The sequence below is a fragment of the Paracoccus sp. 228 genome (assembly GCF_000967825.1).
Lineage (GTDB): Bacteria > Pseudomonadota > Alphaproteobacteria > Rhodobacterales > Rhodobacteraceae > Paracoccus > Paracoccus marcusii.
Map to the genome: position 1 here is coordinate 273,421 of NZ_JYGY01000004.1, position 25,046 is coordinate 298,466.

25 protein-coding genes are annotated in these 25,046 nt (G+C 69.0%); 11 read left to right on the forward strand and 14 right to left on the reverse strand.

The genetic code is table 11. The annotated features are described in order from the left end of the window. Nucleotides 1–49: 49 nt before the first annotated feature. From glcF to SY26_RS14280, 3 genes are read right to left on the reverse strand one after another with little or no spacing between them, the layout of a single operon-like run. On the reverse strand, nucleotides 50–1,345 hold the full coding sequence (gene glcF / locus SY26_RS14270; RefSeq protein ID WP_046001058.1) for a glycolate oxidase subunit GlcF: 1,296 nt from the start codon (nucleotides 1,343–1,345) through the stop codon (nucleotides 50–52). Further along, nucleotides 1,345–2,382 carry an FAD-binding protein gene (locus tag SY26_RS14275; protein WP_046001059.1) on the reverse strand — a complete coding sequence of 346 codons (1,038 nt, stop codon included), beginning with the start codon at nucleotides 2,380–2,382 and terminating at the stop codon, nucleotides 1,345–1,347. The genes glcF and SY26_RS14275 overlap by 1 nt, the downstream gene beginning before the upstream one ends. Further along, a complete protein-coding gene (locus SY26_RS14280; RefSeq protein WP_046001175.1) occupies nucleotides 2,372–3,829 on the reverse strand; it encodes an FAD-linked oxidase C-terminal domain-containing protein in 1,458 nt (485 codons plus the stop codon). The genes SY26_RS14275 and SY26_RS14280 overlap by 11 nt, the downstream gene beginning before the upstream one ends. A gap of 91 nt (nucleotides 3,830–3,920) precedes the next feature. Here SY26_RS14280 and SY26_RS14285 point away from each other — a divergent pair, with 91 nt between their 5' ends. Beyond that, complete coding sequence (locus SY26_RS14285; RefSeq protein WP_046001060.1) at nucleotides 3,921–4,697, forward strand: DUF599 domain-containing protein; 777 nt, start codon at nucleotides 3,921–3,923, stop codon at nucleotides 4,695–4,697. Here the strand turns inward: SY26_RS14285 and SY26_RS14290 are convergent. After that, nucleotides 4,603–5,802, reverse strand: a complete 1,200-nt coding sequence (locus tag SY26_RS14290; RefSeq protein ID WP_045982930.1) for an MFS transporter — start codon at nucleotides 5,800–5,802, stop codon at nucleotides 4,603–4,605. The genes SY26_RS14285 and SY26_RS14290 overlap by 95 nt on opposite strands. Nucleotides 5,803–5,901: 99 nt before the next feature. After that, a complete protein-coding gene (locus SY26_RS14295; RefSeq protein WP_232303355.1) occupies nucleotides 5,902–6,267 on the reverse strand; it encodes a hypothetical protein in 366 nt (121 codons plus the stop codon). A gap of 54 nt (nucleotides 6,268–6,321) precedes the next feature. On the opposite strand from SY26_RS14295, the gene SY26_RS14300 reads away from it, so the two are divergent. Continuing rightward, nucleotides 6,322–7,098, forward strand: coding sequence for an alpha/beta fold hydrolase (locus SY26_RS14300; protein ID WP_046001061.1), 777 nt, complete (start codon nucleotides 6,322–6,324; stop codon nucleotides 7,096–7,098). Here SY26_RS14300 and SY26_RS14305 read toward each other — a convergent pair. The 4 genes from SY26_RS14305 to SY26_RS14320 form a co-directional block, all read right to left on the reverse strand. Further along, complete coding sequence (locus tag SY26_RS14305) at nucleotides 7,095–7,394, reverse strand: hypothetical protein (protein ID WP_052715303.1); 300 nt, start codon at nucleotides 7,392–7,394, stop codon at nucleotides 7,095–7,097. The two genes, SY26_RS14300 and SY26_RS14305, sit on opposite strands and share 4 nt — an antisense overlap. A gap of 43 nt (nucleotides 7,395–7,437) precedes the next feature. Then, on the reverse strand, nucleotides 7,438–7,800 hold the full coding sequence (locus SY26_RS14310; RefSeq protein WP_045982928.1) for a cell division protein ZapA: 363 nt from the start codon (nucleotides 7,798–7,800) through the stop codon (nucleotides 7,438–7,440). 1 nt (nucleotide 7,801) lies between these two features. Next, the gene (locus SY26_RS14315) at nucleotides 7,802–8,272 is read right to left on the reverse strand and encodes a hypothetical protein (RefSeq protein ID WP_052715294.1); all 471 of its coding nucleotides are present in this window, start codon (nucleotides 8,270–8,272) and stop codon (nucleotides 7,802–7,804) included. A 104-nt stretch (nucleotides 8,273–8,376) separates the two neighbouring features. Beyond that, nucleotides 8,377–10,146: a BCCT family transporter gene (locus tag SY26_RS14320; RefSeq protein WP_084693859.1), complete on the reverse strand. Its 1,770-nt coding sequence runs from the start codon at nucleotides 10,144–10,146 to the stop codon at nucleotides 8,377–8,379. 205 nt (nucleotides 10,147–10,351) lie between these two features. Between SY26_RS14320 and SY26_RS14325 the strand changes: the two genes are divergently transcribed. From SY26_RS14325 to ade, 5 genes are all read left to right on the forward strand, one after another. Further along, on the forward strand, nucleotides 10,352–11,008 hold the full coding sequence (locus tag SY26_RS14325) for a TrkA family potassium uptake protein (RefSeq protein WP_045982927.1): 657 nt from the start codon (nucleotides 10,352–10,354) through the stop codon (nucleotides 11,006–11,008). After that, complete coding sequence (locus SY26_RS14330) at nucleotides 11,005–12,351, forward strand: TrkH family potassium uptake protein (RefSeq protein WP_232303356.1); 1,347 nt, start codon at nucleotides 11,005–11,007, stop codon at nucleotides 12,349–12,351. The genes SY26_RS14325 and SY26_RS14330 overlap by 4 nt, the downstream gene beginning before the upstream one ends. A 45-nt stretch (nucleotides 12,352–12,396) precedes the next feature. Further along, nucleotides 12,397–12,984: an imidazoleglycerol-phosphate dehydratase HisB gene (hisB, locus tag SY26_RS14335; protein WP_046001062.1), complete on the forward strand. Its 588-nt coding sequence runs from the start codon at nucleotides 12,397–12,399 to the stop codon at nucleotides 12,982–12,984. Then, the gene (hisH, locus tag SY26_RS14340) at nucleotides 12,984–13,613 is read left to right on the forward strand and encodes an imidazole glycerol phosphate synthase subunit HisH (protein ID WP_046001063.1); all 630 of its coding nucleotides are present in this window, start codon (nucleotides 12,984–12,986) and stop codon (nucleotides 13,611–13,613) included. The genes hisB and hisH overlap by 1 nt, the downstream gene beginning before the upstream one ends. Nucleotides 13,614–13,674: 61 nt before the next feature. Next, nucleotides 13,675–15,369, forward strand: coding sequence for an adenine deaminase (gene ade / locus SY26_RS14345; protein ID WP_046001064.1), 1,695 nt, complete (start codon nucleotides 13,675–13,677; stop codon nucleotides 15,367–15,369). A gap of 37 nt (nucleotides 15,370–15,406) precedes the next feature. On the opposite strand, the gene SY26_RS14350 is transcribed toward ade, so the two are convergent. Then, on the reverse strand, nucleotides 15,407–15,994 hold the full coding sequence (locus tag SY26_RS14350) for a d(CMP) kinase (RefSeq protein ID WP_046001065.1): 588 nt from the start codon (nucleotides 15,992–15,994) through the stop codon (nucleotides 15,407–15,409). A 210-nt stretch (nucleotides 15,995–16,204) separates the two neighbouring features. On the opposite strand from SY26_RS14350, the gene SY26_RS20010 reads away from it, so the two are divergent. After that, nucleotides 16,205–16,963, forward strand: coding sequence for a LuxR family transcriptional regulator (locus SY26_RS20010; protein ID WP_052715295.1), 759 nt, complete (start codon nucleotides 16,205–16,207; stop codon nucleotides 16,961–16,963). A gap of 187 nt (nucleotides 16,964–17,150) precedes the next feature. Here the strand turns inward: SY26_RS20010 and tsf are convergent, their stop codons facing one another. Further along, nucleotides 17,151–18,062 carry a translation elongation factor Ts gene (tsf, locus tag SY26_RS14360; RefSeq protein WP_046001066.1) on the reverse strand — a complete coding sequence of 304 codons (912 nt, stop codon included), beginning with the start codon at nucleotides 18,060–18,062 and terminating at the stop codon, nucleotides 17,151–17,153. An 84-nt stretch (nucleotides 18,063–18,146) separates the two neighbouring features. Further along, a complete protein-coding gene (gene rpsB, locus SY26_RS14365; protein WP_045982920.1) occupies nucleotides 18,147–18,929 on the reverse strand; it encodes a 30S ribosomal protein S2 in 783 nt (260 codons plus the stop codon). Nucleotides 18,930–19,190: 261 nt separating this feature from the next. Between rpsB and eda the strand changes: the two genes are divergently transcribed. Both eda and SY26_RS14375 read left to right on the forward strand, forming a co-directional pair. Further along, complete coding sequence (eda, locus tag SY26_RS14370; RefSeq protein WP_045982919.1) at nucleotides 19,191–19,832, forward strand: bifunctional 4-hydroxy-2-oxoglutarate aldolase/2-dehydro-3-deoxy-phosphogluconate aldolase; 642 nt, start codon at nucleotides 19,191–19,193, stop codon at nucleotides 19,830–19,832. A gap of 4 nt (nucleotides 19,833–19,836) precedes the next feature. Next, nucleotides 19,837–21,033 (forward strand): MFS transporter, encoded by a 1,197-nt coding sequence (locus tag SY26_RS14375; protein ID WP_046001067.1) that lies wholly within the window; start codon nucleotides 19,837–19,839, stop codon nucleotides 21,031–21,033. 2 nt (nucleotides 21,034–21,035) lie between these two features. Here SY26_RS14375 and xseA read toward each other — a convergent pair whose 3' ends face one another. Next, nucleotides 21,036–22,619, reverse strand: coding sequence for an exodeoxyribonuclease VII large subunit (xseA, locus tag SY26_RS14380; RefSeq protein WP_046001068.1), 1,584 nt, complete (start codon nucleotides 22,617–22,619; stop codon nucleotides 21,036–21,038). A gap of 62 nt (nucleotides 22,620–22,681) precedes the next feature. Between xseA and purD the strand changes: the two genes are divergently transcribed. Next, the gene (gene purD / locus SY26_RS14385) at nucleotides 22,682–23,938 is read left to right on the forward strand and encodes a phosphoribosylamine--glycine ligase (RefSeq protein ID WP_046001069.1); all 1,257 of its coding nucleotides are present in this window, start codon (nucleotides 22,682–22,684) and stop codon (nucleotides 23,936–23,938) included. Between the two features lie 63 nt (nucleotides 23,939–24,001). Here purD and SY26_RS14390 read toward each other — a convergent pair whose 3' ends face one another. Continuing rightward, nucleotides 24,002–25,021 (reverse strand): ribose-phosphate pyrophosphokinase, encoded by a 1,020-nt coding sequence (locus SY26_RS14390; RefSeq protein ID WP_045982951.1) that lies wholly within the window; start codon nucleotides 25,019–25,021, stop codon nucleotides 24,002–24,004. Nucleotides 25,022–25,046: the final 25 nt, after the last annotated feature.

Below are 25,046 nucleotides of genomic sequence, written 5' to 3' on the forward strand. Positions count from 1 at the left end.
CGCCGTCATGGCCGCCGGTTTCCTGAATCTAGATCTCCCGAACCGCGTTTCAAGACCCCAATGCGGCAGGTTTCGGCCCGCCCGTGGCCCAGTCCAGCAGCTCGACCGTGTGCACCACCGGTACCTGCGTCCCGCCGCCGATCTGCATCATGCAGCCGATATTACCCGCCGCGATCACCTCGGGTGCGACCGCCTCCAGCGTCTCGACCTTGCGCGCCTTCAGCTCCGACGACAGTTCCGGTTGCAGCAGGTTATATGTCCCCGCCGACCCGCAGCACAGATGCGGGTTCGCGGGCTCCAGCACGGTGAAGCCCATGCCCGACAGCAGGTCCTTGGGCGCCGACCGGATCTGCTGGCCGTGCTGCAGCGAACAGGCCGAATGATAGGCGACGCGCATTCCCTGCCCCTGATCGCCCGCCCGCGCGGGCAGGCCCAGCCCGACCAGGAACTCGGTCACGTCACGGGCCAAGCCCGCGACACGGCGCGCGTCGGCCTCCATCGGGTCGCCCTTGAACAGGTGCCCGTAATCCTTGATCGTCGTTCCGCAGCCCGAGGTGTTGATGATCACCGCGTCCAGCGCACCCCCCTCTTCGGCCGCAAGCAGGCGGCGGATGCTGTCGCGGGCGCGGGCCTTGCCGTCGGCCTCCTGCCCCATATGCAGGGTCAGCGCCCCGCAGCAGCCGAAATCCTGCGGGATCACCACCTCGACCCCCGCCCGCTGCAGCAGGCGGATGGTGGCATCGTTGATGTCGGTGTTCAGCGCCCGCTGCGCGCAGCCGACCATCAGCGCGACCCGCGCGCGACGGGTGCCCTGCGCCGGGAAGGTTTGGCCGTCGTCGTTTCGGCTGACCGGGGGGATCGACCTGGGCGCCATGTCCAGCATCGCGCGCAGGCGGCGGTCCGGCATCAGCCCCTTGAAGGGCCGCGCGATCCGCGCGCCCATCAGCGCCAGCCGGAACCGGCCCGGATGCGGCAGCACGAATTTCAGCACCCACCGCAGGAAGCGGTCGGCGACGGGACGGCGATAGGTCTCCTCGATATGCTCTCGTGCATGTTCCAGCAGGTGACCGTAATGCACGCCCGACGGACAGGTCGTCATGCAGGACAGACAGCCCAGACAGCGGTCGATGTGCTTGACCGTCTTTTCGTCCGCCGGCCGGCCGGATTCCAGCATCTCCTTGATCAGGTAGATACGGCCGCGGGGGCTGTCCAACTCGTCCCCCAAGACCTGATAGGTCGGGCAGGTCGCCGTGCAAAAGCCGCAATGCACGCAGGTCCGCAGGATCTTATTCGACCGCGCGGTCAGCGGGTCGGACAGCTGTTCGGGCGAGAAATGGGTCTGCATCAGGCAAGATTTCCAAACAGGCCGCGCGGGTCGAACCGTGCCCGCAGGTCACGCTCCAGCCGGTCGGTCAGGGGGTCGGGGGCGGGCAGGATGCCCGGCGCGCCGCTGATGCGGCGGGCATGGCCCGAAAAGGTCGGCAGGTCGGGCATCTGCGCGCGCGGCAGGCGGACATGGATCAATGCCCCGCCCCAGTCCAGCGACCGGGGTTCCGGCAGCCGCGCCAGCAGGGCCGGCGCCTCGCTTGGCCGACAGGTGATGCGCCAGGTGTCCAGGTCGGGGTGGTGGCTGGTCCGGCACAGCAGATCCCAAGCCTCAGGGTCGCCCTCCTGCACGGTACCGAAGGCGGACAGGCGCGCGGTCAGGTTCGCCGCGCGTGCCTTGACCGATGCCGCCAGCCCCTCGACCCGGATCAGCGCGCCGTGGCCGGGCAGCCACGCCGCACCGGACACGTCGAAAGGGCCGCCAAGCGCGCTGGACAGGGCTGGGATGGCGGCCGCGGCGTCCAGGTCCGGCAAAGCCAGGGTCGCGGTCACGGGCGGGATGGGGGCCGTGCGAAAGCTGATCTCGGTTAACGCGCCCAAGGTACCGCGGCTGCCGGCCATCAGCTTGACCAGATCATAGCCGGTGACATTCTTCATCACCCGCCCGCCATTGCTGACGATCTGTCCCTGCCCGTCCACGAAGCGGACGCCGATCATTGCGTCGCGCGCGGCCCCGGCCTGAACCCGGCGCGGGCCACTGGCATTGGTCGCGGCCACGCCGCCGATGGTCGAGCCGGTCATGACCGGGGGTTCGAACCCCAGCATCTGGCCTTCGGCGGCCAAGGTCTGGCGCACTTCCTCCAGCGGGGTGCCTGCACGGACGACCAGCGTCAGCGCCTCGGGTTCGTACAGCGTCACGCCGGTCAGGGCGGTCGTGTCGATCCGGTCCCCCTGCCCCTCTCCGGGCCACAGGCGCGTGGCGCCACCGGTCACGGCGATCGGGCCACGGGCGTCGCGGATCATCTGGGCCAGCTGGCCCTCGGTTTCAGGCCGCATCGGCGGGCCGGTTCAGGCGGCGGTCGCGGCGCGGGGCGCTGACATCCAAGGGAAAGACCTTGGCCGCGTTCAACAGCCAGTGCGGATCGAACGCATCCTTGACCAGCATTTGCGCCTCGAGGTCGTTGGGGGCGAACTGTTCGCTCATCAGGTCTCTCTTTTCGATGCCCACGCCATGTTCACCGGTCAGGCAGCCGCCGACCTTGATGCACAGCCTCAGGATGTCGGCGCCAAGCGCCTCGGCCAGGTCCAGGTCGCCCGGCTTGTTCGCGTCATAGATGATCAGGGGATGCATGTTGCCGTCGCCCGCGTGAAACACGTTCGACACGGCAAGCCCGTATTGCCGCGACAGATCGCCGATGCCCGCCAGGACCGTGGGCAGGGCCGTCACCGGGATCGTGCCGTCCAGGCAGATATAGTCGCCCATGCTGCCCATCGCGCCAAAGGCCGATTTCCGGCCCTTCCAGATGCGGGCGGATTCGTCGTCGGACCGGCTCTCGCGGAACTCGACCGGGTCGAAGGTCATGGCGATGTCGCGGATCAGGGTCAGCTGTTCGTCGATCTCGGGGCCCGTGCCCTCGACCTCGACGATCAGCAACGCCTCGCAGTCGGGATAGCCCGCGCCCGAAAACTCCTCGGTCGCCTTGATGCAGGGGGCGTCCATGAACTCGATCGCGACCGGGATGATGCCCGCCCGGATGATCGCGGCGACGCAGGCGCCCGCGGTCTCGGCTGCGGCAAAGCCGATCAGCGCGGGCCGGGCGCCGGCGGGCTTGGGCAGGATGCGCAGGGTCGCCTCGGTCACGATGCCCAGCTGGCCCTCGGACCCGCAGACGACACCCAGAAGATCAAGCCCCGGCCCCTCGCCCATCGGGCCGCCCAGATGCACGACCGAGCCGTCCATCAGCACGACCGTGACGCCCAGCAGGTTGTTGGTGGTGACCCCGTATTTCAGGCAATGCGCGCCGCCCGAATTCATGGCGATGTTGCCGCCGATGGCGCAGGCCAGCTGGCTGGACGGATCGGGCGCATAGAAGAAGCCCAGCCCGTCCACCGCACCCGACACCGACAGGTTCGTGCGCCCCGCCTGGACCCGGATCAGCCGATCCTCGGGGGCGATCTCCAGCACGTCGGTCATGCGCGACAGGCCGATGACGACCGCGTCGGCGGTGGGCATGGACCCGCCCGCAAGGCTGGTCCCCGCGCCGCGCGGCACCACCGGCACGCGCAGGTCGTGGCACAGGCGCAGCAGGCGGGACACCTCCTCGGTGCTGCGGGGCAGGACCACCGCCAGCGGCGCGCAGCGATAGGCCGACAGCGCATCGCATTCATAGGCCCGCGTTTCCGCCGGGTCGTCGATGACCGCGTCAGGCAGCGCCTGCTGCAGCGCATCGGTGATCGCCTGCCTGCGCGCCAGGATGGACGCGTCGGGTGGGGGCATCTGCATCATGGCCGGTTCTCCTCCCTGCCTGTCGTCCCGACGGTATGCTGCGTCACGGGGGGTTTCAAGGCGCGACGTCCGGCCCTAATGTCGCGTCATGAACCTGCTGGACCAGATTTCCGCCGCTCCGATGGCCCTGCGCGACATGGCCGCGCTGGCGTTCCTGTTCGTCGCCTGGCTGGGGATCGGTTGGTTCACCGAACGCCCGCCGGCGGGGCGGCCGTCGGTCTCGGTGCTGATGACGCGCTATCGCCGGGAATGGATGCGCCATTTCGTCGAACGCGACCCGCGCATCTTCGACGGCAACATCCTGGCCAGCCTGCGCGAGGGGACGGCGTTCTTTGCCAGCGCCTGCATGATCGCCACGGGCGGTCTGCTGGCGCTGATCGGCAACGGCGAGCGGCTGCGCAGCGTCGCCAGCGGGCTGGAGCTGACGCCCACCGCCGGCACGGGGTGGGAACTGCGCCTGCTGGTGCCGATGTTCTTCGTGGTGAACGCGTTCCTGAAGTTCGTCTGGGCGCACCGGCTGTTCGGCTATTGCGCGGTGATGATGGCGGCGGTCCCGAACCGCGCCGACCACCCCGAGACGATGGACCGCGCCATGCAGGCGGCCGACCTGAACATCACCGCCGCCCGCAGCTTCAACGCCGGGCTGCGCAGCGTCTATTTCGCGCTTGGCGCGCTTGGCTGGCTGACCGGCGCCTGGACGCTGATGCTGGGCACGGCGATCGTGCTGTGGGTCACGTGGCGGCGCGAATTCGCGTCCACCTCGCGCCAGGTCATCCTGCGGTCGCTGCCGCCCCCGATGCTGTCCGCCGGGCTTTCCGGTCCTGTCGGACAGCGATCGTCAGCACCACCGCCCCCGCGGCCGTAAGCGCCACGCCCACCAGCCCCGGCGCGCGCCACCCCCATCCGGCCGCCAGCGCCAGCCCGGCCAGGAAGGGTCCAAGCGCGTTGGCCGCGTTGAAGGCCGCGTGATTCATCGCCGCCGCCATGTTCTGGGCCGACCCCGCCACGTCCATCAGCCGCGTCTGCAGCGGAATGACCAGCCCCGCACCGGCGGCGATCAGGAAGGACGACAGCACCATCAGCGGCCAGCTGCCCACGACCAAGGCTGCGAACCCCTGGGTCGCGGCCATCGCGGCCAGGCTGGCGAATGCCGCACGGTCGATGCCCAGGATCTCGGTCAGGCGGCCGGCGCCCCAGGTGCCCAGGGTGCCGCCCACGCCAAAGGCCGCAAGCGTCAGCGGGATCACGTATCCCGGCGCGTCGGTGGTGGCCAGGATCGCCGCCGTCAGGAAGGCATAGACCGCGAACAGCCCGCCGAACCCGATGGCCCCCACGGCCAGCACCCACAGGACGCGCGGGTTGCGCAGCGCCGCCAGTTCGTCCCACGGGCGGGCGTCGGGATTGCCGCCGACGCGGGGCGCCACGCGCAGGATCAGCCACGCCGACAGCAGCGCGATCACGCCGGGCAGCGCAAAGCCCCACCGCCAGCCGATGCTTTGCCCCATCCAGCCCGCCAACGGCACGCCGACGATGTTGGCGATGGTCAGCCCCAGCAGCACCCGTGCCGCGCCCCGGGCCCGCTGTCCCACGGGCAGCGCGTCCGCCGCGTAAAGCATCGCGACGCCCAGAAAGCCGCCATGCGGCAGGCCGGCCAGGAACCGCACCCCGACCAGCGTCGCCAGCCCCGGCATGAAGGCCGCCAGCAGGTTCACGACGCCGTAAAAGGCCATCAGTGCCGCCAGATAGCGCCTGCGCGGCAGCCGCGCGCCCAGCATCGCGGTGACCGGCGCGCCGACCACGACGCCAAGGGCATAGGCGCTGATGACGTGCCCGGCCTGCGGTTCGGTCAGGGCCAGGTCGGCGGCGAAATAGGGCAGCAGGCCCATGGCCGCGAATTCGGACGTGCCGATGGCGAATGCGCCAAGCGCCAGCGCCAGGATCGCGGCGCGAAAATCAGGGGTGGAGGTCATGCGGAGTTCCTGGAACGGGGGTGTTAGCCCTCACACCAGCTTGGGCCGGTTTTGGCAAGCCCTGCGGGGACAGGTCAGCCTTGCATCATGTGCAAGGCGTCACAGCAACCCGCGCTGAACCGCGACCCAGATCGCCAGCGCGGCCACCACCAGCACCCCGAACGCGACCGAGGCGCCAAAGCTGACCGCCCTGCCCTGCCAGCGGGTGATCTCGCCCAAGGGGCGCAGATGCGCGGCCAGCGCCGCGTGATCGCGCGCCAGACGCTCGGCGGGCAGCTGCCGCGCGACCTTGGGCTGGGCCGACAGGCGGTCGGCCTCGGCCAGGCGGGCGGCACGGCGGCGCAGGCGCGCCGGCAGCGCCCCCCGTTCGCCGCGCCGGGCGCCGCCGAACCGGGACGCGATCAGGACCGCGATCTCGTCGGCCATGACGGGAATGTCTTCGAAGCTGTGACCCTTGCGCATCATCGGGTCAGGATAGACGGGATGGCAGCCGCGCGCCAGACGCCGTAAGCTGCCCGCATGAAGCTGAATCACACCGTCGCGGGCCCCGAGGGCGCCCTTCCCGTCCTGCTGGTGCACGGACTGTACGGCCAGGGCCGCAACCTGGGCGCGCAGGCCCGCAGGCTGGCGCAGACGCGCCGCGTGGTCACCGTCGACCTGCGCAACCACGGCGACAGCCCCCAGGACATGGATGCCGACTATCCCGCGCTGGCGGGCGATCTGGCCCGACTGATCGGCGATCTAGGCGGGCGGGTCGATCTTGTCGGCCATTCGATGGGCGGCAAGGCGGCGATGGTGCTGGCCCTGATGCAGCCCGACCTGGTGCGGCGGCTGGTGATCATGGACATCGCGCCCATCGCCTATGACCACGACCAGACCCGCTATATCGATGCGATGGAGGCGCTGGACCTGTCCGCGATCACCCGCCGCAGCCAAGCCGATGCGGCGATGGCCGCGGACGTGCCCGAACCGGGCGTGCGGGCGTTCCTGCTGCAGAACCTGGACCTCAAGGCCACGCCGCCCGCGTGGAAGCTGAACCTGCCCGCGCTGCGCGCGGCGATGCCGCAGATCGTGGGCTGGCCCGACGACCTGCCGCAAGGCAGCTTTCCCCGCAAGGTCATGGCCCTGCGCGGGGCCCGGTCCGATTATGTCGCCGATGCCGGAGAGGCCGCCCTGCGCGCCCATTTTCCGCAGGTGCGCATCGTCACGCTGAAGGATGCCGGGCACTGGCTGCATGCCGACGCGCCAGAGGCCGTGGCCGAAACGCTGGTCAGCTTTCTGGGCGACGGCCGCTAGCAGCGCAGATCGACCAGTGCGACGGCCGAATGGGGGCCGCCCTGCGGGGTCAGGCTGTTGTCGATGGGCCGGCATCCGGTGGCCTGGGCGGCCGCGCGCATCATCAGGTCGGGCATACGGACGCGATCGGCGCGGCGCAGGCGGTCCAGCCTGATCACCTGCGCCTCGGTCCCGCGGGGATAGACGGCAAAGCGCATGCCGTCGACCGTCACGTCCTGACGCGCGGCGGCCAGAAAGCCGGGCGACGGGGTGGTGCAGCCCGACAGGGCCAGCATCAGTACAAGGGGGGCGGTCATGCGCATCATGCCCCCATCATCGCCCGGCAAAGTTAACGGCAGGTTAATCCTGCCGCTGCTCCTCCAACCGGTCAGCCAGCGATTCGGCGCGGGCGGCCAGCTCGGCCATCGCCTCGCGCAGGTCAGAGGGAATCACCGGAACCTCGACGCGGGGCGGGTTCTGCTGCAGCCGATTGATGTGGCGTTCGGCCTTTTCGGCGCGATCCTCCAGCGTGGCGAAACGGTCGGCCAGCATCAGCCCGGCCAACAGCAGCAGGCGCGGCTCGGGGACGCGACCGGCCTGTTCCAGGATCTGGCGCGCCTCTCCGTCCAGGATGGCGGCGGCGCGTTGCAGCAGGCGTTCCTCGCCATCGGCGGCGCCGACGCGGTATTCCTTGTGTCCGATGGTAAATTCGACCTCGGCCATGTCAGCGCTCCTCGTGGTTGGGCGGCAGATCCTCGGGCAGACCGCCCGCATCGCCCCCGGCCTCGTCCGGCACGGCGCCGTCCAGGATCGGCGGTTCGTCGGCCAGCAGGCGCTCCAGCTCTGCCATGATCTCGCTCATCTGCGCCATCTCGGCGGCGCGGGCGGCGCGCAGGGCGGACAGTTCGGCCTGCAGGGCGGCCATCTGTTCATCGGCCCCGATGCCGCCGGTCTCCTGCGCCTCCAGAAGGTCGCGGTTGGCGGTGATCAGTTCCTCGTTGGCGGCGGACAGGCCCGCGGCCTGTTCCGTCGCGGCGTCCAGACGGGCCTGCAGCTCGGCCAGGGCGCCGTCATCGGCGGCGCTGGACGGGGCTGGTGCCGCCGCTTCGGCCGGACGTGGGGGCACGTCAAGCATCTTGTCCATCCGGTCAAGCGCGGCGCGCAGCCTGCGTTCGCTGGCAGTGATGTCGCTCATGGCGCGGGTCCTTTGGTGGCGTCTGTCAGACGTTTTCGCATTGCAGGCCCGGTAAGACAAGAACGGGCGGGAAAACCCGCCCGTTCCTTTCGATTATCCAGGTGTCAGCGCAGCTCTCGATGCTCGGCCATCAGGCCCTTGACCAGGGCATAGCACGCGCCCAGCAGCACGATGGCGAAGGGAAAGCCCGTCGACACCGCCATCGCCTGCAACGCGACCAGGCCGCCGCCCACCAGCAGGGCGATGGCGACCGCCCCCTCGATGGTGACCCAGAAGATGCGCTGCGGGACGGGGGCGTTGATCTTGCCGCCCGCCGCGATCGTGTCGATGACCAGCGATCCGCTGTCCGACGAGGTCACGAAGAACACGATCACCAGCACGATCCCCACCAGCGAGGTGATGGAGGCCAGGGGCAGCTGCCCCAGCATGGTGAACAGCTCCAGTTCCAGCGGCGCATCCAGGATGCCCGAGAAACCGCTGACGGTCAGGTCGATGGCCGTGCCGCCAAGCGCCGTCATCCACAGGATCGAGATCAGCGAAGGCACGATCAGCACCGCGATCAGGAACTGCCGTACGGTACGGCCGCGGCTGACGCGGGCGATGAACATGCCGACAAAGGGCGACCAGCTGATCCACCATGCCCAATAGAACGCGGTCCAGCCGTGGCGGAAGTTGTCGTCCGTGCGGCCGAAGGGATTCGACAGCGGGATCAGTTCGGCACCATAGGCGCCCAGGTTGCTGAAGAAGCCGCCCAGGATGGCCATGGTCGGCCCCACCGCGATGACGAAGATCAGCAGCACGATGGCCAGGATCATGTTCAGCTCGGACAGGCGCTTGACGCCCTTTTCCACGCCGAGGACGACCGAGGCCCCGGCGACGAAGGTGATGCCGACGATCAGCAGGATCTTGTTCAGGCCGGTGTTCTGGAACCCGAACAGATAGGCCAGCCCGGCCATCGCCTGTTCCGCGCCCAGACCCAGCGAGGTCGCAAGGCCGAAGATCGTGGCCAGCACCGCCAGGATGTCGATGACGTGGCCCGGCCAGCCCCAGATCCGTTCGCCGAAGATCGGATAGAAGACCGAGCGCAGCGTCAGCGGCAGCCCCTTGTTATAGGCGAACAGGCCCAGTGCCAGCGCCACCACCGCATAGATCGCCCAGGGGTGCAGACCCCAGTGGAAGATCGTCGCGGCCATGCCGATGCGGCGCGCGGCATCGGGGTCGTCGACGGCGCCGCCCAGCGGGGCCCAGTCGGTGCGCACGCCCCCCTCGGTCACCGGACCGCCCAGCGCGGCCTCGAAATGGCCCAGCGGTTCGCTGACCCCATAGAACATCAGGCCGATGCCCATGCCCGCCGCAAACAGCATCGCGAACCAGCCGGTCAGGCTGAAATCGGGCGTGGCTTCGGGTCCGCCAAGACGGATCCGGCCAAGCGGCGACACGATCAGCGCCAGGCACAACAGCACGAAGACGTTGCCGGCCAGCATGAAGAACCAGTCCAGGTTCGATGTCAGCCCGTCGCGGATGCCCCCGAACAGGGGTTCCAGCTGGCCGGGAAACATCAGGGTGGCGACGGTGAACAGCACCACCGCCGCGGCAGAGATGCCGAAGACCGGGTTGTGGATGTCGAAGGGCACCTTGCCCTGATGCTCGATGTTGTCCTGACCGATGGTATAGTCAGTCTCGATGATCTCTGTCGGGCCTTCGGGCTCGGGCAGCGGCTCGATGCCGTCATCGGGGGCGGGGGCGGGCTCTGCCTTGGGCGGCGGGGCCTTGGGGGCATGGGGCGGGTAACGGCCGCTCAGGGCGTCCTGTTCGCGCGTCCGGTCGCGGGGGGTGCCCGGCGTTCCCGGACCTTTCGGTGGTGTTTGTGACATCTGTCCCTTTCAGATTTGGTCTCGAACGGGTGGCAGGTCCTTGGACCCTTGGCGGAAATCCGCCGCGGAGGCTCACTCCTTCTCACATTTCGGTCAGAAAGGCCACTGCCGGACATTTGGTTCCCACCGGCCCGCCCGGCCCGACCGTTGACTTTGCCGGCGACCGTGACCAAGCATTCGCGTTTTGCGCCGTGGCGAGGACCCGATGGGAAAAGTGAACCGCAGCTTTGTCGTGATCGGGCTTGGCGCCTTCGGCAGCGTCGTGGCCGCCGAACTGGCGCGGTTCGGCAACCAGGTCATGGGCATCGACAAGGACCCGCGGCGGGTGGCGGCGCTGGCAGAACAGCTGCCCGCGTCGCTGATCCTGGACGCCACCGACGAAGGCGCGCTGCGCGAGGCGGGCGTCGACCGCTATGACGTGGGGCTGGTGTCGATCGGCAACAACCTGGAAAGCAACGTGATCGCCGCGATGAACCTGCGGCTGGTCGGCGTGGGCACGGTCTGGGCCAAGGCCGACAACCGCACCCATCACCGCATCCTGTCCAAGATCGGCGCAGACCGCGTCGTCATGCCGGGGCTGGAGATGGGCCGCCACACCGCGCAGATGCTGAACAACCCGGCGGTCCAGGACTATGTCAGCCTGGGCAACGGCTATTCGGTGGTGAACCTGATGATCCCGCACCGCCTGTCGGGCCGCACCCTGTCGCAGCTGAACCCCGGCCCGGGGATCGAGATCCTGGGCATGATGCGCGGCACCGAATATCGCGACATCCGCGGAGAGGACCCGGTCCTGCAGGCCAACGACCGCCTGCTGCTGCTGGGCAAGCGGGTCGACCTGACCGGTTTCGGCGACCGGCTGTGAAGCGGCCCCGCCCCTCGGCGCTGCGGCGCTGGCTAGCGCGCACGCCGCCGCCGGCCGTGCTGGCGGTGGGGTACCTGACCCTGATCGCGGTGGGCGGCCTGCTGCTGATGCTGCCGCCGATGACGCACACGCCGATCACGCTGTCGGATGCGCTGTTCACCTCGACCTCGGCGGTGACGGTGACGGGGCTGAACGTAGTCGACACAGAACTGGTCTATGCGTTCTGGGGACAGCTGGTCATCGCGGTGCTGATCCAGCTGGGCGGGCTGGGCCTGATGACCTTCGCGGTGCTGATCTGGTCGGCCCTGGGCCGCCCCCTGGGCATCACCCAGGGCACCTATCTGCGCGAGGATCTGAACCAGACCTCGTACGGCAAGCTGACGCGGCTGGTCTGGACCATCCTGCGCATCGTCGTCATGGCCGAGGTCGCGGGCGCGATGCTGCTGTGCCTGTCCTTCATGCCCCATCACGGGCTGGGCCCGGGGCTGTGGCATGCGATCTTCCATTCCGTCTCGGCGTTCAACAACGCGGGCTTCTCGACCTTCTCTCCGGGGCTGACGGGATACGCGCTGGACCCGGTGGTCAACGTGGTGATCCCGGTCCTGTTCATCGCGGGCGGCATCGGCTACGTCGTCATCGCCGACCTGTACCAGCGCGCGTTCTGGCGCGGCTGGTCGCTGCACACGCGGATGATGATGGTCGGCACCGCCATCCTAATCGTAGGCGGCGTCGCCATGACCGCGATCCTGGAATGGGACAACCCCAACACGCTGGCACAGTATCACAGCATCACCGCCCGCCTGACCGTCGCGTGGTTCCAGGGCGTGACCACCCGCACCGCGGGGTTCAATTCGACCGACATCGCGGGGTTGGAGGATTCCACCTCGTTCATGTACATGATTCTGATGATCATCGGTGCCGGCCCCACGTCGACGGGCGGCGGGCTCAAGGTGACGACCGTCTTCGTGATGCTGCTGGCGACCTGGGCGTTCCTGCGCCGCCGGACCGAGGTGACGGGGTTCGGCAGGTCCATCCCCCTTGGCGACGTGCTCAAGGCGATGGCGCTGATGGCGATGGCCTCGGCCGTCATCGTCACCGCGATCTTTCTGCTGCTGATCAGCGAGGGCGGCGATTTCGTCGACATCGCGTTCGAGGTTTCGTCGGCCTTCGGCACGGTCGGCCTGTCGCGGGCCTATACGCCTGAACTATCCGAATTCGGGCGCGCGGTCATCATGGTGGTGATGTTCCTGGGCCGGGTCGGGCCGCTGACCCTGGGGTTCTTCCTGGCCACGCGGATGGTGCCGCGGGTGCGATATCCCGCGGGCCAAGTGCACCTTGGCTGATGCGCCCGCCGCCCCTATAAGGCGCCCTGACAGGAAGGACATCCCATGCGCCAGGCGACCATCACCCGCAAGACCTCGGAAACCTCGATCGAGGTGACGCTGAACCTCGACGGCACCGGGGTCTATGACAACCGGACCGGCGTGGGCTTCTTCGATCACATGCTGGACCAGCTGTCGCGCCACTCGCTGATCGACATGACCATCCGCGCGGAGGGCGACCTGCATATCGACGACCACCACACGGTCGAGGATACCGGCATTGCCATCGGCCAGGCCCTGGTCGCGGCACTGGGCGACAAGAAGGGCATCCGCCGTTACGGCAGCTTCCTGCTGGCCATGGACGATTCGCTGGTCCGCGCGGCGCTGGACCTGTCGGCGCGGCCCTATCTGGTCTGGAACGTCGATTTTCCGTCGGAGAAGATCGGCACGTTCGACACCGAACTGGTGCGCGAGTTCTTCCAGGCGCTGTCCACGCATGGCGGCATCACGCTGCATGTGGACCGCCTGCACGGGTTGAACAGCCACCATATCGCCGAGGCCGCCTTCAAGGCCGTGGCCCGCGCGCTGCGCGAGGCGGTCGAGCCCGATCCGCGCATGGCGGGCGTGCTGCCCTCGACCAAGGGGGCGCTGTGATGCGGGTCGCGCTGGTCGATTACGACAGCGGCAACCTGCATTCGGCCGAAAAGGCGTTCCAGCTGATGGGCCGCGACGCGGGCGCCGAGGTCGTCGTGACCTCCGACCCCGAAGTCGCCGCCCGCGCCGACCGCATCGTGCTGCCCGGCGACGGGGCCTTTCCCGCCTGCCGCACCGCCCTTGGCGAGGTGGACGGCATGGCCGAGGCGATCCAGGACGCGGTGATCACCCGCGGCGTGCCCTTCATGGGCATCTGCGTCGGCATGCAGATGCTGGCCACCACGGGCCATGAATACCGCGAGACGCCCGGCCTGGACTGGATCGGCGGAGAGATCCGCGCCATCGCCGCCCCCGGCCTCAAGGTGCCGCATATGGGCTGGAACGATCTGGTCATCGACCGCCCCCACCCCGTGCTGGAGGGGATCGCGACCGGCGATCACGCCTATTTCGTCCACAGCTGGCAGTTCCAGGTAACGGACCCCGCCCATCTGTTGGCCCATGTCGATTACGGCGGGGCGGTGACGGCGGTGGTCGGGCGCGACAATATCGTCGGCACCCAGTTCCACCCCGAGAAGTCCCAGGCCGTGGGCCTGCGCCTGATCGCCAACTTCCTGCGCTGGAACCCCTGAGGGGTCACTGGACCTCGGGCGCCGTTTGCGGTCATGTGCCGCAAACGGACAGGAGAGAGTGATGGATGATCTGGAACGCCGCATCGCCGTGGCCCGGGGCGATCAGCCCGCCGACCTGATCCTGCGCGGCGGCCGGGTCTTCGATCTGATCACCGGCACGATGATGGCGGGCGACGTGGCGATCTGCGGCGACCGCATCGCAGGCATCGGCGATTACGCCGCCGACCGCGTGATCGACGTCACCGGGCTGATCCTGGTGCCGGGCTTCATCGACACGCATCTGCATGTCGAAAGCAGCCTGGTCACGCCCTTCGAGTTCGACCGCTGCGTGACGCCCCGCGGCGTCACCACGGCCATCTGCGACCCGCACGAGATCGCCAATGTCATCGGCCTGGACGGGATCCGGTATTTCCAGGCGGCCTCCGAGCATCTGCTGATGGACCTGCGGGTGCAGCTGTCCTCCTGCGTGCCGTCCACCGAGATGGAGACATCCGGCGCGCGGATCGAGGCGGGGGATCTGGCGCAGGTCATGGGCCACCCCTCGGCCATCGGGTTGGCCGAATTCATGAACTATCCCGGCGTGATCCACCGCGATCCGGGCGCGATGGCCAAGCTGCGCCTGTTCGCGGGCGGCCATATCGACGGGCATTGCCCGCAACTGACGGGTCTGGACCTGAACGCCTATGTCGCCGCCGGCATCCGCACCGAGCATGAGGCCACGACCGCCGAGGAGGCGCTGGAAAAGCTGCGCAAGGGGATGCGCGTCCTGATCCGCGAAGGCTCGGTCAGCAAGGACCTGGACGCGCTGCAGCCGATCCTGACCGAGGCGACCAGCGCCTATCTGTGCCTGTGCACCGACGACCGCAACCCGCTGGACATCGGAGAGCATGGGCATCTGGACTACATGATCCGCCGGCTGATCGCGCTTGGCACATCGCCGCTGGCGGCCTATCGCGCGGCGTCGCTGTCGGCGGCCGAGGCCTTTGGGCTGAGGGATCGCGGACTGATCGCGCCGGGCCTGCGCGCCGATATCGTGGCCATCGACAGCCTGGAGGGGTGCCACGCGCAGCTGGTCCTGACCGGCGGGCGGATCGTCGATGCCGCGGCCTTCGCCGCGCGCGGGACGGTGGCGCCGGTGGGCCGCGCCTCGGTCAAGGCGCCCAAGGTGACGCCGCAGGATTTCCGCTGCACCGGCAACCGCACGGAAACCCCGGTGATCGGCATCCTGGAAGGCAAGATCATCACCGAACACCTGACCCATGACATCCCGCCGCAGGACGGCGACAAGTGCCCCGATCCCGCGCGCGATCTGTCCCGCATCGCGGTGATCGAGCGGCATGGGCGCAACGGCAACATCGCCACGGGCTTCGTGCAGGGGTTCGGGCTGGCGCGCGGGGCCATCGCATCGACGCTGTGCCATGATCATCACAACATCGCCGTGGTGGGCGTCGATTACGCCGACATGGCGCTGGCGGCCAACCGGCTGACCGATCTGGAGGGGGGCTTCGTCGTGGCCTGCGACGGCCGCATCCTGGCCGAACTGCCCCTGCCGGTCGCCGGGCTGATGAGCCTTGAGCCGTTCGAGACCGTACGCGACACGCTGATCGCGCTGCGCGAGGCGGCCCGGACCCTGGGCACGACCCTGGAGGAGCCGTTCCTGCAGCTGGCCTTCCTTGCCCTGCCGGTCATTCCCGCACTGAAGATCACCGATCGCGGCATGGTCGATGTCGCGAAATTCGAGATCATCGCCCCCTGACCCCGCCGGCATAGGCGCGGGACGGGCACCAGGCCCGTCAGTCGCCCCGGACGCGCAACACCTCGGCCACGGCGCGCGCCACGGCATCGTCGATGCTCAGCGTGCTGGTGTCCAGCACGACCGCATCCTCGGCCGGGCGCAGCGGCGCCGTCGCCCTCTGGCTGTCGCGCAGATCGCGTTCGCGCAGTTGGGCCAGCATCTCCTGGGGGTCGGCGCCCAATTCCGCTGCGCGACGCGCCGCCCGCACCTCATCCGAGGCGACCACGTACAGCTTGACCGCCGCATCGGGACAGATGACCGTGCCGATGTCGCGCCCGTCCAGCACGGCGCCGGGGTCCTGCGCGGCAAAGCGGTGCTGGAACGCGACCAGGGCCTCGCGCACGTCGGGAATGGCCGCGATGCGGCTGGCGGCCTGACCCGCCTCGGCGCTGCGAAGGTCCGGGCGGGCCAGATCCTCCGCGTTCAGCGAATGGGCCGCCGCGACCGGATCGCCCCCCTTGGCGCCGGTCGCCCGGTACAGCAGACCCGTGTCCAGGTGGTGAAATCCGAACCGGTCGGCCAGCGCGCGGGCGATGGTGCCCTTGCCCGATGCGGCCGGTCCGTCGATGGCGATGATGAAGGGCATGGCAGGCGATCTGTCGGTTGGCGTTGAGAACGGAATGTCCCGCACCCTTCGCATGCCCGGGGCCACGCGTCCAGCACCCCCGCCCCCGGACCGCCACGCGCAATATTCAGATCACCGGCCATCGCGATATTTTCACGACATTACCCCTTGGCAATCTCTGCGCTGCGCCGTCCTATGGGACTTTAAGAACGCATTGAGTTTTAGACATAGATGTTATCAGGTTTTATCGAACGTCTTCTGGACGCCCCGACCATTGCCGACATCCGCTCCGTATTTCTGGAAGCGGTCGGCCAGCTTGGCTACGATCACGCCCTTTATGCCGCGCGTTTCATGCTGACGGTGCCCAGGGCGCTGTTGCGCGACAACCCCGTGGTCTTCAGCAACCTGCCCCCCGACCTGATCGAACAGGCCCAGCGGCTGCGCGACCTGGATCAAGACCCCTGGGTCGAATGGGTGCGCGACAATGACGGCGACATCGCGTCCGACGCGTTGCAGGACCAATTCGGCCTGTCGCGGTCCTTCGGGCTGGCGGCGGAACACGGGCTGGGCCATGCCCGCATCATCAGCCTGCGCGACAAGGTCCTTCACAGCGTGGGCGCGGTGGTGGTGATGCCGCGGCGGGGTGCCGATGCACAGGACCTGCAGGCGTCCTGGGCGCGGTCGGGCCGCGAGGTCCGGGTGCTGTCCTGGGTGATGCACATGCGCATCGCGACGATGCAGCGCAACCTGCCCAAGGCCACCCTGACCCCGCGCCAACGCGAGGTCCTGGGCTGGCGCTCGGCCGGCAAGACCGTCGGAGAGATCGCGGTGATCCTGGGCATCACCGCCGCCACCGTGGAAAAGCACATGCGCCTGGCCCGCGAGGCCCTGGGGGTCGAGACGACGCCCCAGGCCGTGCTCAAGGCCCATGTGACGCATCAGCTGTTCCAGCCTGCCGCCGCCTCGCTGAGGCTGGGGGGCCAGGGGTAGGGTTTTCCACCGTTTCGCCCGCCCCCGAAACCGCGTCACATCGCGACGTTCCGTGAGTGGTGACACGCAAGTGTCAGGAACAGGCGGCGTGCGGCAAGGTTGCCTTGGCCGGGCGCCGCCACCAAGGTCCGGAACGCGAAATGCCGGCCCAGGGGGCCGGCATTCGTGTCGTTCGATCAAGAAGGGATCAGGCACCGCTGAGGGTCTTGGCGACCTCGGCTGCGAAATCCTCTTCCTTCTTCTCGATGCCTTCGCCGACCATCACGCGGGCATAGCCGGTGATCTGGACGCCGGCCTCGGCCGCGGCCTGCTCGACCGTCAGGTCGGGGTTCATCACGAAAGCCTGACCCAGCAGCGTGTTCTCGGCCACGAACTTCTTCATCCGGCCCGGGATGATGTTGTTCTGGATGACGGCCTCGGGCTTCGGCTTGGCCGAAGAGGCGTTCTCTTCCAGAGCCTTGGCGGTCTGGACCTGCAGCTCGCGCTCCAGCGCGGCGGTATCCATGGTCGCCTCGGACAGCGAAACGGGGTTCGTCGCCGCGATGTGCATCGCGAACTGCTTGCCCACGGTCTGCGCCTTGTCCGCCGGACCCGACAGCGCGACCAGCACGCCAATTTTGCCCAAGCCGTCGGCGGCAGCGTTGTGCACGTAGGACACGACGGTCTCGCCTTCCAGGACCTGCACGCGGCGCAGGGTCAGGTTCTCGCCGATGCGGGCGATGGCGCCGGTCACGACGTCCGAGACGGGCTTGCCGTCCAGATCGGCGGCCTTCAGGGCCTCGATCTCGCCCGCGCCGTTCAGCGCGACGCCGGTGATGTCACGGACCAGCTGCTGGAAATCGGCGTTCTTGGCGACGAAGTCGGTCTCCGAGTTGATCTCGACGGCGACGCCGCGGCCACCCGAGACCTGCACGCCCACCAGACCTTCGGCGGCGACGCGATCGGCCTTCTTGGCGGCTTTCGCCAGGCCCTTGGTGCGCAGCCAGTCGATGGCCGCTTCCATGTTGCCGTCGTTCTCGGTCAGGGCCTTCTTGGCGTCCATCATGCCTGCGCCGGTGGTCTCGCGCAGTTCCTTCACCATCGCTGCGGTGATTGCCATATCCGTCTCCTATCTGTTCAACGCGTCAGGCGGGGCATATCCCCGCCTGACGACAATCCGATGAATGGGTGGTTCCGGGGCGGATCAGGCCTCGGCTGCGGCCTCTTCGGTCGCCGGCTCGTCCAGCAGCTCTTCCGGCGCTTCGGCCAGCGAACCCAGGTCGACGCCCGACGCACCCATATGCGCGGTCATGCCGTCCAGGGCCGCACGGCTGACCAAGTCACAGTACAGCGCGATGGCGCGGGCCGCGTCGTCGTTGCCCGGGATGATGTAGTCGATGCCGTCGGGCGAGCAGTTGGTGTCGACCACGGCCACGACCGGGATGCCCAGCTTCTTGGCTTCCAGGATGGCCAGGTCTTCCTTGTTCACGTCGATGACGAACAGCAGGTCGGGAAGGCCGCCCATGTCGCGGATGCCGCCCAGCGAGGCTTGCAGTTTGGTCTGCTCGCGCTCCAGCTGCAGGCGCTCTTTCTTGGTCAGGCCCTCGGCGCCGCCGGCCATCGTCTCGTCGATCGCCTTCAGGCGGTTGATCGACTGGCTGACGGTCTTCCAGTTGGTCAGCGTACCGCCCAGCCAACGGTGGTTCATGTAGAACTGTGCCGACTTTTCAGCCGCTTCCGCGATGGAACGCTGTGCCTGGCGCTTGGTGCCGACGAACAGGACGCGGCCGCCCTTGGCGACGGTGTCGCGCACGACCTGCAGGGCCGCGTCCAGCATCGGCACGGTCTGCGTCAGGTCCAGGATGTGGATGCCGTTGCGGTCGCCATAGATGAACTCGCCCATGCGGGGGTTCCAGCGTTGGGTCTGGTGACCGTAGTGGACGCCAGCTTCAAGAAGCTGACGCAGCGAGAATTCGGGAAGCGCCATGAGGAGTTCCTTTCCGGTTTGCGCCTTGGCAGGGGGTCTCAGGGCGGATGCCCCAACCGGTGGACCGTTGCGGATATGTCCCGCAAGGCCCTCCCCTGCCTGTGAAGTAGGCGCGCGATAGCCCCTGCGCGGGTGAAAGGCAAGCGGATTCGCTGTTGCATTCCTGCAGATAGCGGTAACATCGGCATGGCGGCACCCTTGCATCGGGCGGGGCTTGGGTTCAGGTTCGCAGCAGTTCCATTCATAAGCGATAGGCCCGCCATGACCCCCCAAGATCAGTCCCGGCAGACGAAAGCCCTGTGCCAGCTTGCGCCGGTGATCCCGGTCATCGTCATCAAGGACGTGGCCCATGCCGAGGGGCTGGCCCGTGCGCTGGTCGCGGGCGGGTTGCCGGTGCTGGAGGTGACGCTGCGCTCGGACGCCGCGCTTGACGCGATCCGCGCCATGAGCGGCGTCGCGGGCGGCCATGTCGGCGCGGGCACCGTGCTGACCCCGGACGACGCCAAGCGCGCCAAGGACGCGGGCGCCAGCTTCGCGGTCTCTCCGGGCCTGACCGACCGACTGATCGCCGCCTGCGAGGATCTGGCCCTGCCGCTGCTGCCGGGCGCCGTCACCGCCTCCGAAGTGATGCGGGCTGCCGACGCGGGCTTCGACATGCTCAAGTTCTTCCCGGCCGAGGCCGTGGGCGGCGCGCCTGCGCTGAAATCGCTGGCAGGCCCCCTGCCCCGCATCAGCTTCTGCCCCACGGGCGGCGTGACACCCCAGAACGCGGGCAGCTATCTGTCGCTGCCCAACGTGATCTGCGTTGGCGGCAGCTGGATCGTGACGGACGCCGACATGGCCGCCGGCAACTGGCAGGCGATCGAGGATCGCGCCCGCACCGCCGCGGCGCTGCGCGGCTGACACGATGGATTTGGCGCGCGCCCGGCGCAACGTCGCGGTCCTTGTGCTGGCACAGGCGATCCTGGGCGCGCAGATGTCGGTCATCTTCATCGTGGGGGGGCTTGCGGGACAGATTCTGTCGCCGCATCCCTGCCTGGTGACGCTGCCGCTGTCGATGATCATCCTGGGCTCGACCCTGTCGGCACGGCCCCTGGCACGCTTCATGCAGGCGCGCGGGCGGCAGGCGGGGTTCCTGCTGGCCGTGGCGGCGGGGGCCTTGGGCGCGGCGATCGCGGCGGCGGGGCTGTGGCTGGGCTCGTTTGCGCTGTTCATGGTGGGGTCGGGGCTGACCGGCATCTACATGTCGGCGCAAGGCTTCTACCGCTTTGCCGCCACCGACACCGCGCCCGAGGATTACGCTCCAAAGGCCATCAGCCTGGTCATGGCCGGGGGCTTGGCCGCCGCCATCATCGGCCCGGCGCTGGTGCGCATGACCAGCGACCTGACCGCCGTGCCGTTCCTGGCGACCTATCTGGCGGTGATCGGCCTGAACCTTGCAGGACCGCTGCTATTCGCCTTCCTGGACATCCCCAAACCGCCCGCTCCGGCGGCGGGCGCATCCACGGGACGCCCGATGGGGCAGATCCTGCGGACCCCCGCCATCGCCGTGGCGATGGTCTGCGGCATGGTCTCCTATGCGCTGATGAACCTGGTGATGACCTCCACGCCCTTGGCCGTGGTGGGCTGCGGCTACGACACGGCGGATGCCGCCAACATCGTCAGCGCGCATGTGCTGGCCATGTTCGCGCCCAGCTTCGTCACCGGCCACCTGATCGCACGCTTCGGACCGGAGCGGATCGTCGGGCTGGGCCTGGCGATCCTGGCCGCCGCGGGCGCCGTCGCCCTGTCCGGGGTGGAACTGGAGCAGTTCTTCATCGCCCTGATCCTGCTGGGGATCGGCTGGAACTTCGGCTATATCGGCGCCACCACCATGCTGACCCGCGCCCATGCCCCCGAGGAACGCGGCCGCGTGCAGGGCATGAACGATTTCGTGGTCTTCGGCGGGGTGTTCCTGGCGTCCCTGTCCTCGGGCGGGCTGATGAACTGCTCGGGCGGGTCCATCGTCGCGGGCTGGAACGCGGTGAACCTGGCGATGCTGCCCTTCCTGGTGCTGGCGGGCGGGGCGCTGATCTGGCTGGTCATGCGCCCCCGCCCCGCCTGAGGTCAGATCAGGGTCTTCTGCTCGGGCGGCGCGGGCTTGCGGCGCTTGGGCTTCTCGGGCGTGGCGTCGGGGCGCACGGCCACGCGGCGGTCGCCCGCGAATTGCACCTCCATCCGCGGGGTCCGGGCGGCGACCTCGGGCGTGGTGATCACCCCGCCCTCCGGGTCGCGCAGGATCACGAAGCCGCGCCGCAGCGTCTGTTCATGCCCCAGGGACAGCCGCATCCGGTCCAGCCGAACCAGCGCATCCTGCCGCTGACGGCGGATGCGGGCCATCGCCGCGACCAGCCGCCGGTCCAGATCGGCCAGGCGCGCGCCCTGCTGCGCCGTCACGCGCCGCGTATCCGCCAGGACCCGGACCAGCGAATTGTCCAGCCGCTGGCGCAGCTGCGCCAGCCGGTCGCGCGGACGCTCCAGCCGCCGGGCGCGCGCGCCCTCCAGCCGCATCAGCGCGCGGTCCATCCCCGCGCGCTTGCCTTGGGTGAACTGGCGCAGCATCGCCGCGGGCATGGGCCGCGAGGCCAGCTGCTGCCGCCGCGCGCGGGCCAGCTGCCGCAGCGCGGGTTCCAGCCGCCCGCCCCACAGGTCCAGCCGCTGCCGCGCGCCTTCGGTCAGCGTAGCAGGACGACCAAGCGCGCGGGCCAGATCGCGCAGGCGCTGGCGCGGGCGTTGGATCGCCTGCGCATTGCTGCGCGCCATCCGCGCCCCGGTCTCGGCTAGGCGCGCGGCCAGATCGGCGCGGACTGGCACCGCCATCTCGGCCGCGGCCGTCGGCGTCGGCGCCCGCCGGTCCGAGGCATAATCGATCAACGTTGTGTCCGTCTCATGCCCCACGGCCGAGATCAGGGGGATGCCGCTCTCCGCCGCCGCCCGCACGACCGATTCCTCGTTGAAGCCCCAGAGATCCTCCAGCGACCCGCCGCCGCGCGCCACGATGATCAGGTCCGGCCGGGGGATCGGCCCGCCCGGCGACAGCGCGTTGAAGCCCCGGATCGCGGCCGTCACCTGCGGCGCGCAACCCTCCCCCTGCACGGCCACCGGCCAGATGATCACGCGGGTCGGAAAGCGGTCGCGCAGCCGGTGCAGGATGTCGCGGATCACCGCACCGGACGGCGAGGTCACCACCCCGATCACCCGCGGCAGGAACGGCAACGCGCGCTTGCGGTCCTGATCGAACAGCCCCTCGGCCGCCAGGGCCTTGCGACGCTTCTCCAGCATGGCCATCAGCGCGCCCGCACCGGCGGGCTCGATCTGATCGACGATCATCTGGTATTTTGACTGGCCCGGAAAGGTCGTCAGGCGGCCGGTGGCGATGACCTCCATCCCCTCCTCGGGACGTTGGATCAGGCGGGCGGCCTGCCCCTTCCAAGTGACGGCGGCCAGCACGGCGCGGTCGTCCTTCAGGTCGAAATACAGATGCCCCGATCCGGGACGGGACACGCGCCCGACCTCGGCCCGGACGCGGACGCGGCCGAACTGATCCTCGATGCTGCGTTTGACCGCGCCGGACAGTTCGGACACGGTGAATTCATGCGCGTTGCTGCCCGGTTCCGGGGCATCGTCCATGTCGTCGTCCAGCAGGTCCATGCGTCTTGTTCCCTTGTCCGGGCCAGACTAGAACGCCGCAAGGTCAAGCGAAAGGGCGGCAGATGAATATCCTGATCCTGGGCGGCGGCGGGCGCGAACATGCGCTGGCCTGGGCGATCCGGCAGAACCCGAAATGCGACCGCCTGATCGTGGCACCCGGCAATGCGGGCATCGCGGGCGTGGCCGAATGCGCCGACCTGGACGTGCTGTCGCGGGCCGAAGTGCTGGAATTCGCGCAGGAGAACGCCGTCGACTTCGTCATCGTCGGCCCCGAGGCGCCCCTGGCCGCGGGGGTGTCCGACGCGCTGCGCGATGCGGGCTTCCTGGTCTTTGGCCCGTCGCAGGCCGCGGCTCAGCTGGAGGCCTCCAAGACCTTCACCAAGGAGATCTGCGACGCCTGCGCCGCCCCCACCGCGGCCTGGGCCCGGTTCACCGATGCCGCCGCGGCGCGCGATTACGTGACCGCCCAGGGGGCGCCTATCGTGGTCAAGGCCGACGGGCTGGCTGCCGGCAAGGGCGTTACCGTGGCCGAGACGGTGGACCAGGCCCATGCCGCCATCGACGACATCTTCGACGGGGCCTTCGGCGACATGTCCGTCGTCATCGAGGAGTTCATGGACGGAGAGGAGGCCAGCTTCTTCATCCTGTCCGACGGCACCGACTGCCTGGCCATCGGCACCGCCCAGGACCACAAGCGCGTGGGCGACGGCGATACCGGCCCGAATACTGGCGGGATGGGCGCCTACAGCCCCGCCCCGGTGCTGACGCAGGCGATCCAGGACCAGGTGGTGGCGCGCATCGTGCGCCCGACCATCGCCGAGATGGCGCGGCGCGGCATGCCCTTTCAGGGGGTACTCTATGCCGGGCTGATGATCGCGGACGGACAGGCGAGGCTGGTCGAATACAACGTCCGCTTCGGCGACCCGGAATGCCAGGTGCTGATGATGCGGCTTGGCGGGCAGGTCTTGGACCTGCTGCTGGCCTGCGCCGAAGGGCGGCTGGCCCAAACCCCCGTGACCTGGGCCGACGACCACGCCCTGACGGTGGTCATGGCGGCCCAGGGCTATCCCGGCAGCTATGCCAAGGGAACCGTCATCGGCGGCCTGCAGGCCCTGCCCGAAACCAGCTTTCAGATGACCTTCCACGCAGGCACGGCCGACCGCGATGGCGCGGTTGTCGCCACCGGTGGGCGCGTGCTGGCCTGCACCGGGCGCGGCGCGACCCTGGCCGAGGCGCATCAGCGCGCCTATGCGCTGGTCGACGCGATCGACTGGCCGCAGGGCTTCTGCCGCCGCGACATCGGCTGGCGCGCGCTGTGAACCCATGACAAAGGGCCGGCCCCGCGGCGGGGCCGGCCCTTGGACGCCGTCGGGACGATCCGGTCAGATCGGCGAATACAGCCCTTCGTAGATCGGCAGAAGGGTGTCCGTCTCGAACAGGCTGCTGACCGAGGTGCCGTTCCAGATGTTCAGGATCGCCTGCGTGAACATCGGTGCGGTCGGCACGATGCGGATGTTGGGCGCGTTCCTGACCGCATCGGTGGGCTGGATCGAATCGGTGATGACCAGCGATTTCATCACCGAATTGGTGACCCGCTCGACCGCCGGGCCAGAAAGGACGCCGTGGGTGATGTAGGCATGGACCTCGGTCGCGCCGTTGTCGGTCAGCACCTGCGCCGCCTTGACCAGCGTGCCGGCGGTGTCGCAGATGTCGTCCACGATGATGCAGGCCTTGCCCGCCACGTCACCGATCACGGTCATCTCGGCGATCTCTCCGGCCTTCTCGCGGCGCTTGTCGACGATGGACAGGGGCGCACCGATCCGGGTCGCCAGTTCGCGGGCCCGGGCCACGCCGCCGACGTCGGGCGACACGACCATCAGGTCGTTCATCCGCCCCTTGAAGTGATGCTGCACGTCCAGCGCAAAGACCGGCGCCGCATAGAGGTTGTCCACCGGCACGTCGAAGAAGCCCTGGATCTGGGCCGCGTGCAGGTCCAGCGTCAGGACGCGGTCCACGCCCGCCTCGGTCAGCAGGTTCGCGACCAGCTTGGCGCTGATCGGGGTACGGGCCTTGGCGCGGCGGTCCTGGCGGGCATAGCCGAAATAGGGAATCACCGCCGTGATGCGCGCGGCCGACGACCGGCGCAGCGCGTCGGTCATGATCAGCAGCTCCATCAGGTTGTCGTTGGCCGGGTTCGACGTGGGCTGGATGATGTACATGTCCTCGCCGCGGACGTTCTCGTAGACCTCGACGAAGATCTCCTGGTCGTTGAAGCGTTCGACGCGGGCGTCCAGCAGGTTGACGCTCATGCCGCGATGCAGGGACATGCGCCGTGCGATGGACTGGGCCAGCGGTCGGTTGGCGTTTCCGGAAATCAGCTTGGGTTCGGTCATGACGGGCATGGGGCGGGCCTTTGGCGGTTGCGTC

What these genes read in the sequence shown, in the direction of transcription:
- rpsB (WP_045982920.1), bottom strand. Translation starts at nt 18,929, where the DNA reads ATGGCGCTTCCCGAATTCTCGCTGCGTCAGCTTCTTGAAGCTGGCGTC.
- glcF (WP_046001058.1), bottom strand. Translation starts at nt 1,345, where the DNA reads ATGCAGACCCATTTCTCGCCCGAACAGCTGTCCGACCCGCTGACCGCG.
- SY26_RS14280 (WP_046001175.1), bottom strand. Translation starts at nt 3,829, where the DNA reads ATGCAGATGCCCCCACCCGACGCGTCCATCCTGGCGCGCAGGCAGGCG.
- SY26_RS14300 (WP_046001061.1), top strand. Translation starts at nt 6,322, where the DNA reads ATGAAGCTGAATCACACCGTCGCGGGCCCCGAGGGCGCCCTTCCCGTC.
- hisB (WP_046001062.1), top strand. Translation starts at nt 12,397, where the DNA reads ATGCGCCAGGCGACCATCACCCGCAAGACCTCGGAAACCTCGATCGAG.
- SY26_RS14315 (WP_052715294.1), bottom strand. Translation starts at nt 8,272, where the DNA reads ATGAGCGACATCACTGCCAGCGAACGCAGGCTGCGCGCCGCGCTTGAC.
- SY26_RS14320 (WP_084693859.1), bottom strand. Translation starts at nt 10,146, where the DNA reads ATGTCACAAACACCACCGAAAGGTCCGGGAACGCCGGGCACCCCCCGC.
- SY26_RS14305 (WP_052715303.1), bottom strand. Translation starts at nt 7,394, where the DNA reads ATGACCGCCCCCCTTGTACTGATGCTGGCCCTGTCGGGCTGCACCACC.
- SY26_RS20010 (WP_052715295.1), top strand. Translation starts at nt 16,205, where the DNA reads ATGTTATCAGGTTTTATCGAACGTCTTCTGGACGCCCCGACCATTGCC.
- SY26_RS14390 (WP_045982951.1), bottom strand. Translation starts at nt 25,021, where the DNA reads ATGCCCGTCATGACCGAACCCAAGCTGATTTCCGGAAACGCCAACCGA.
- ade (WP_046001064.1), top strand. Translation starts at nt 13,675, where the DNA reads ATGGATGATCTGGAACGCCGCATCGCCGTGGCCCGGGGCGATCAGCCC.
- tsf (WP_046001066.1), bottom strand. Translation starts at nt 18,062, where the DNA reads ATGGCAATCACCGCAGCGATGGTGAAGGAACTGCGCGAGACCACCGGC.
- SY26_RS14375 (WP_046001067.1), top strand. Translation starts at nt 19,837, where the DNA reads ATGGATTTGGCGCGCGCCCGGCGCAACGTCGCGGTCCTTGTGCTGGCA.
- SY26_RS14275 (WP_046001059.1), bottom strand. Translation starts at nt 2,382, where the DNA reads ATGCGGCCTGAAACCGAGGGCCAGCTGGCCCAGATGATCCGCGACGCC.
- SY26_RS14290 (WP_045982930.1), bottom strand. Translation starts at nt 5,802, where the DNA reads ATGACCTCCACCCCTGATTTTCGCGCCGCGATCCTGGCGCTGGCGCTT.
- purD (WP_046001069.1), top strand. Translation starts at nt 22,682, where the DNA reads ATGAATATCCTGATCCTGGGCGGCGGCGGGCGCGAACATGCGCTGGCC.
- SY26_RS14285 (WP_046001060.1), top strand. Translation starts at nt 3,921, where the DNA reads ATGAACCTGCTGGACCAGATTTCCGCCGCTCCGATGGCCCTGCGCGAC.
- SY26_RS14295 (WP_232303355.1), bottom strand. Translation starts at nt 6,267, where the DNA reads ATGATGCGCAAGGGTCACAGCTTCGAAGACATTCCCGTCATGGCCGAC.
- eda (WP_045982919.1), top strand. Translation starts at nt 19,191, where the DNA reads ATGACCCCCCAAGATCAGTCCCGGCAGACGAAAGCCCTGTGCCAGCTT.
- SY26_RS14325 (WP_045982927.1), top strand. Translation starts at nt 10,352, where the DNA reads ATGGGAAAAGTGAACCGCAGCTTTGTCGTGATCGGGCTTGGCGCCTTC.
- SY26_RS14350 (WP_046001065.1), bottom strand. Translation starts at nt 15,994, where the DNA reads ATGCCCTTCATCATCGCCATCGACGGACCGGCCGCATCGGGCAAGGGC.
- xseA (WP_046001068.1), bottom strand. Translation starts at nt 22,619, where the DNA reads ATGGACCTGCTGGACGACGACATGGACGATGCCCCGGAACCGGGCAGC.
- hisH (WP_046001063.1), top strand. Translation starts at nt 12,984, where the DNA reads ATGCGGGTCGCGCTGGTCGATTACGACAGCGGCAACCTGCATTCGGCC.
- SY26_RS14310 (WP_045982928.1), bottom strand. Translation starts at nt 7,800, where the DNA reads ATGGCCGAGGTCGAATTTACCATCGGACACAAGGAATACCGCGTCGGC.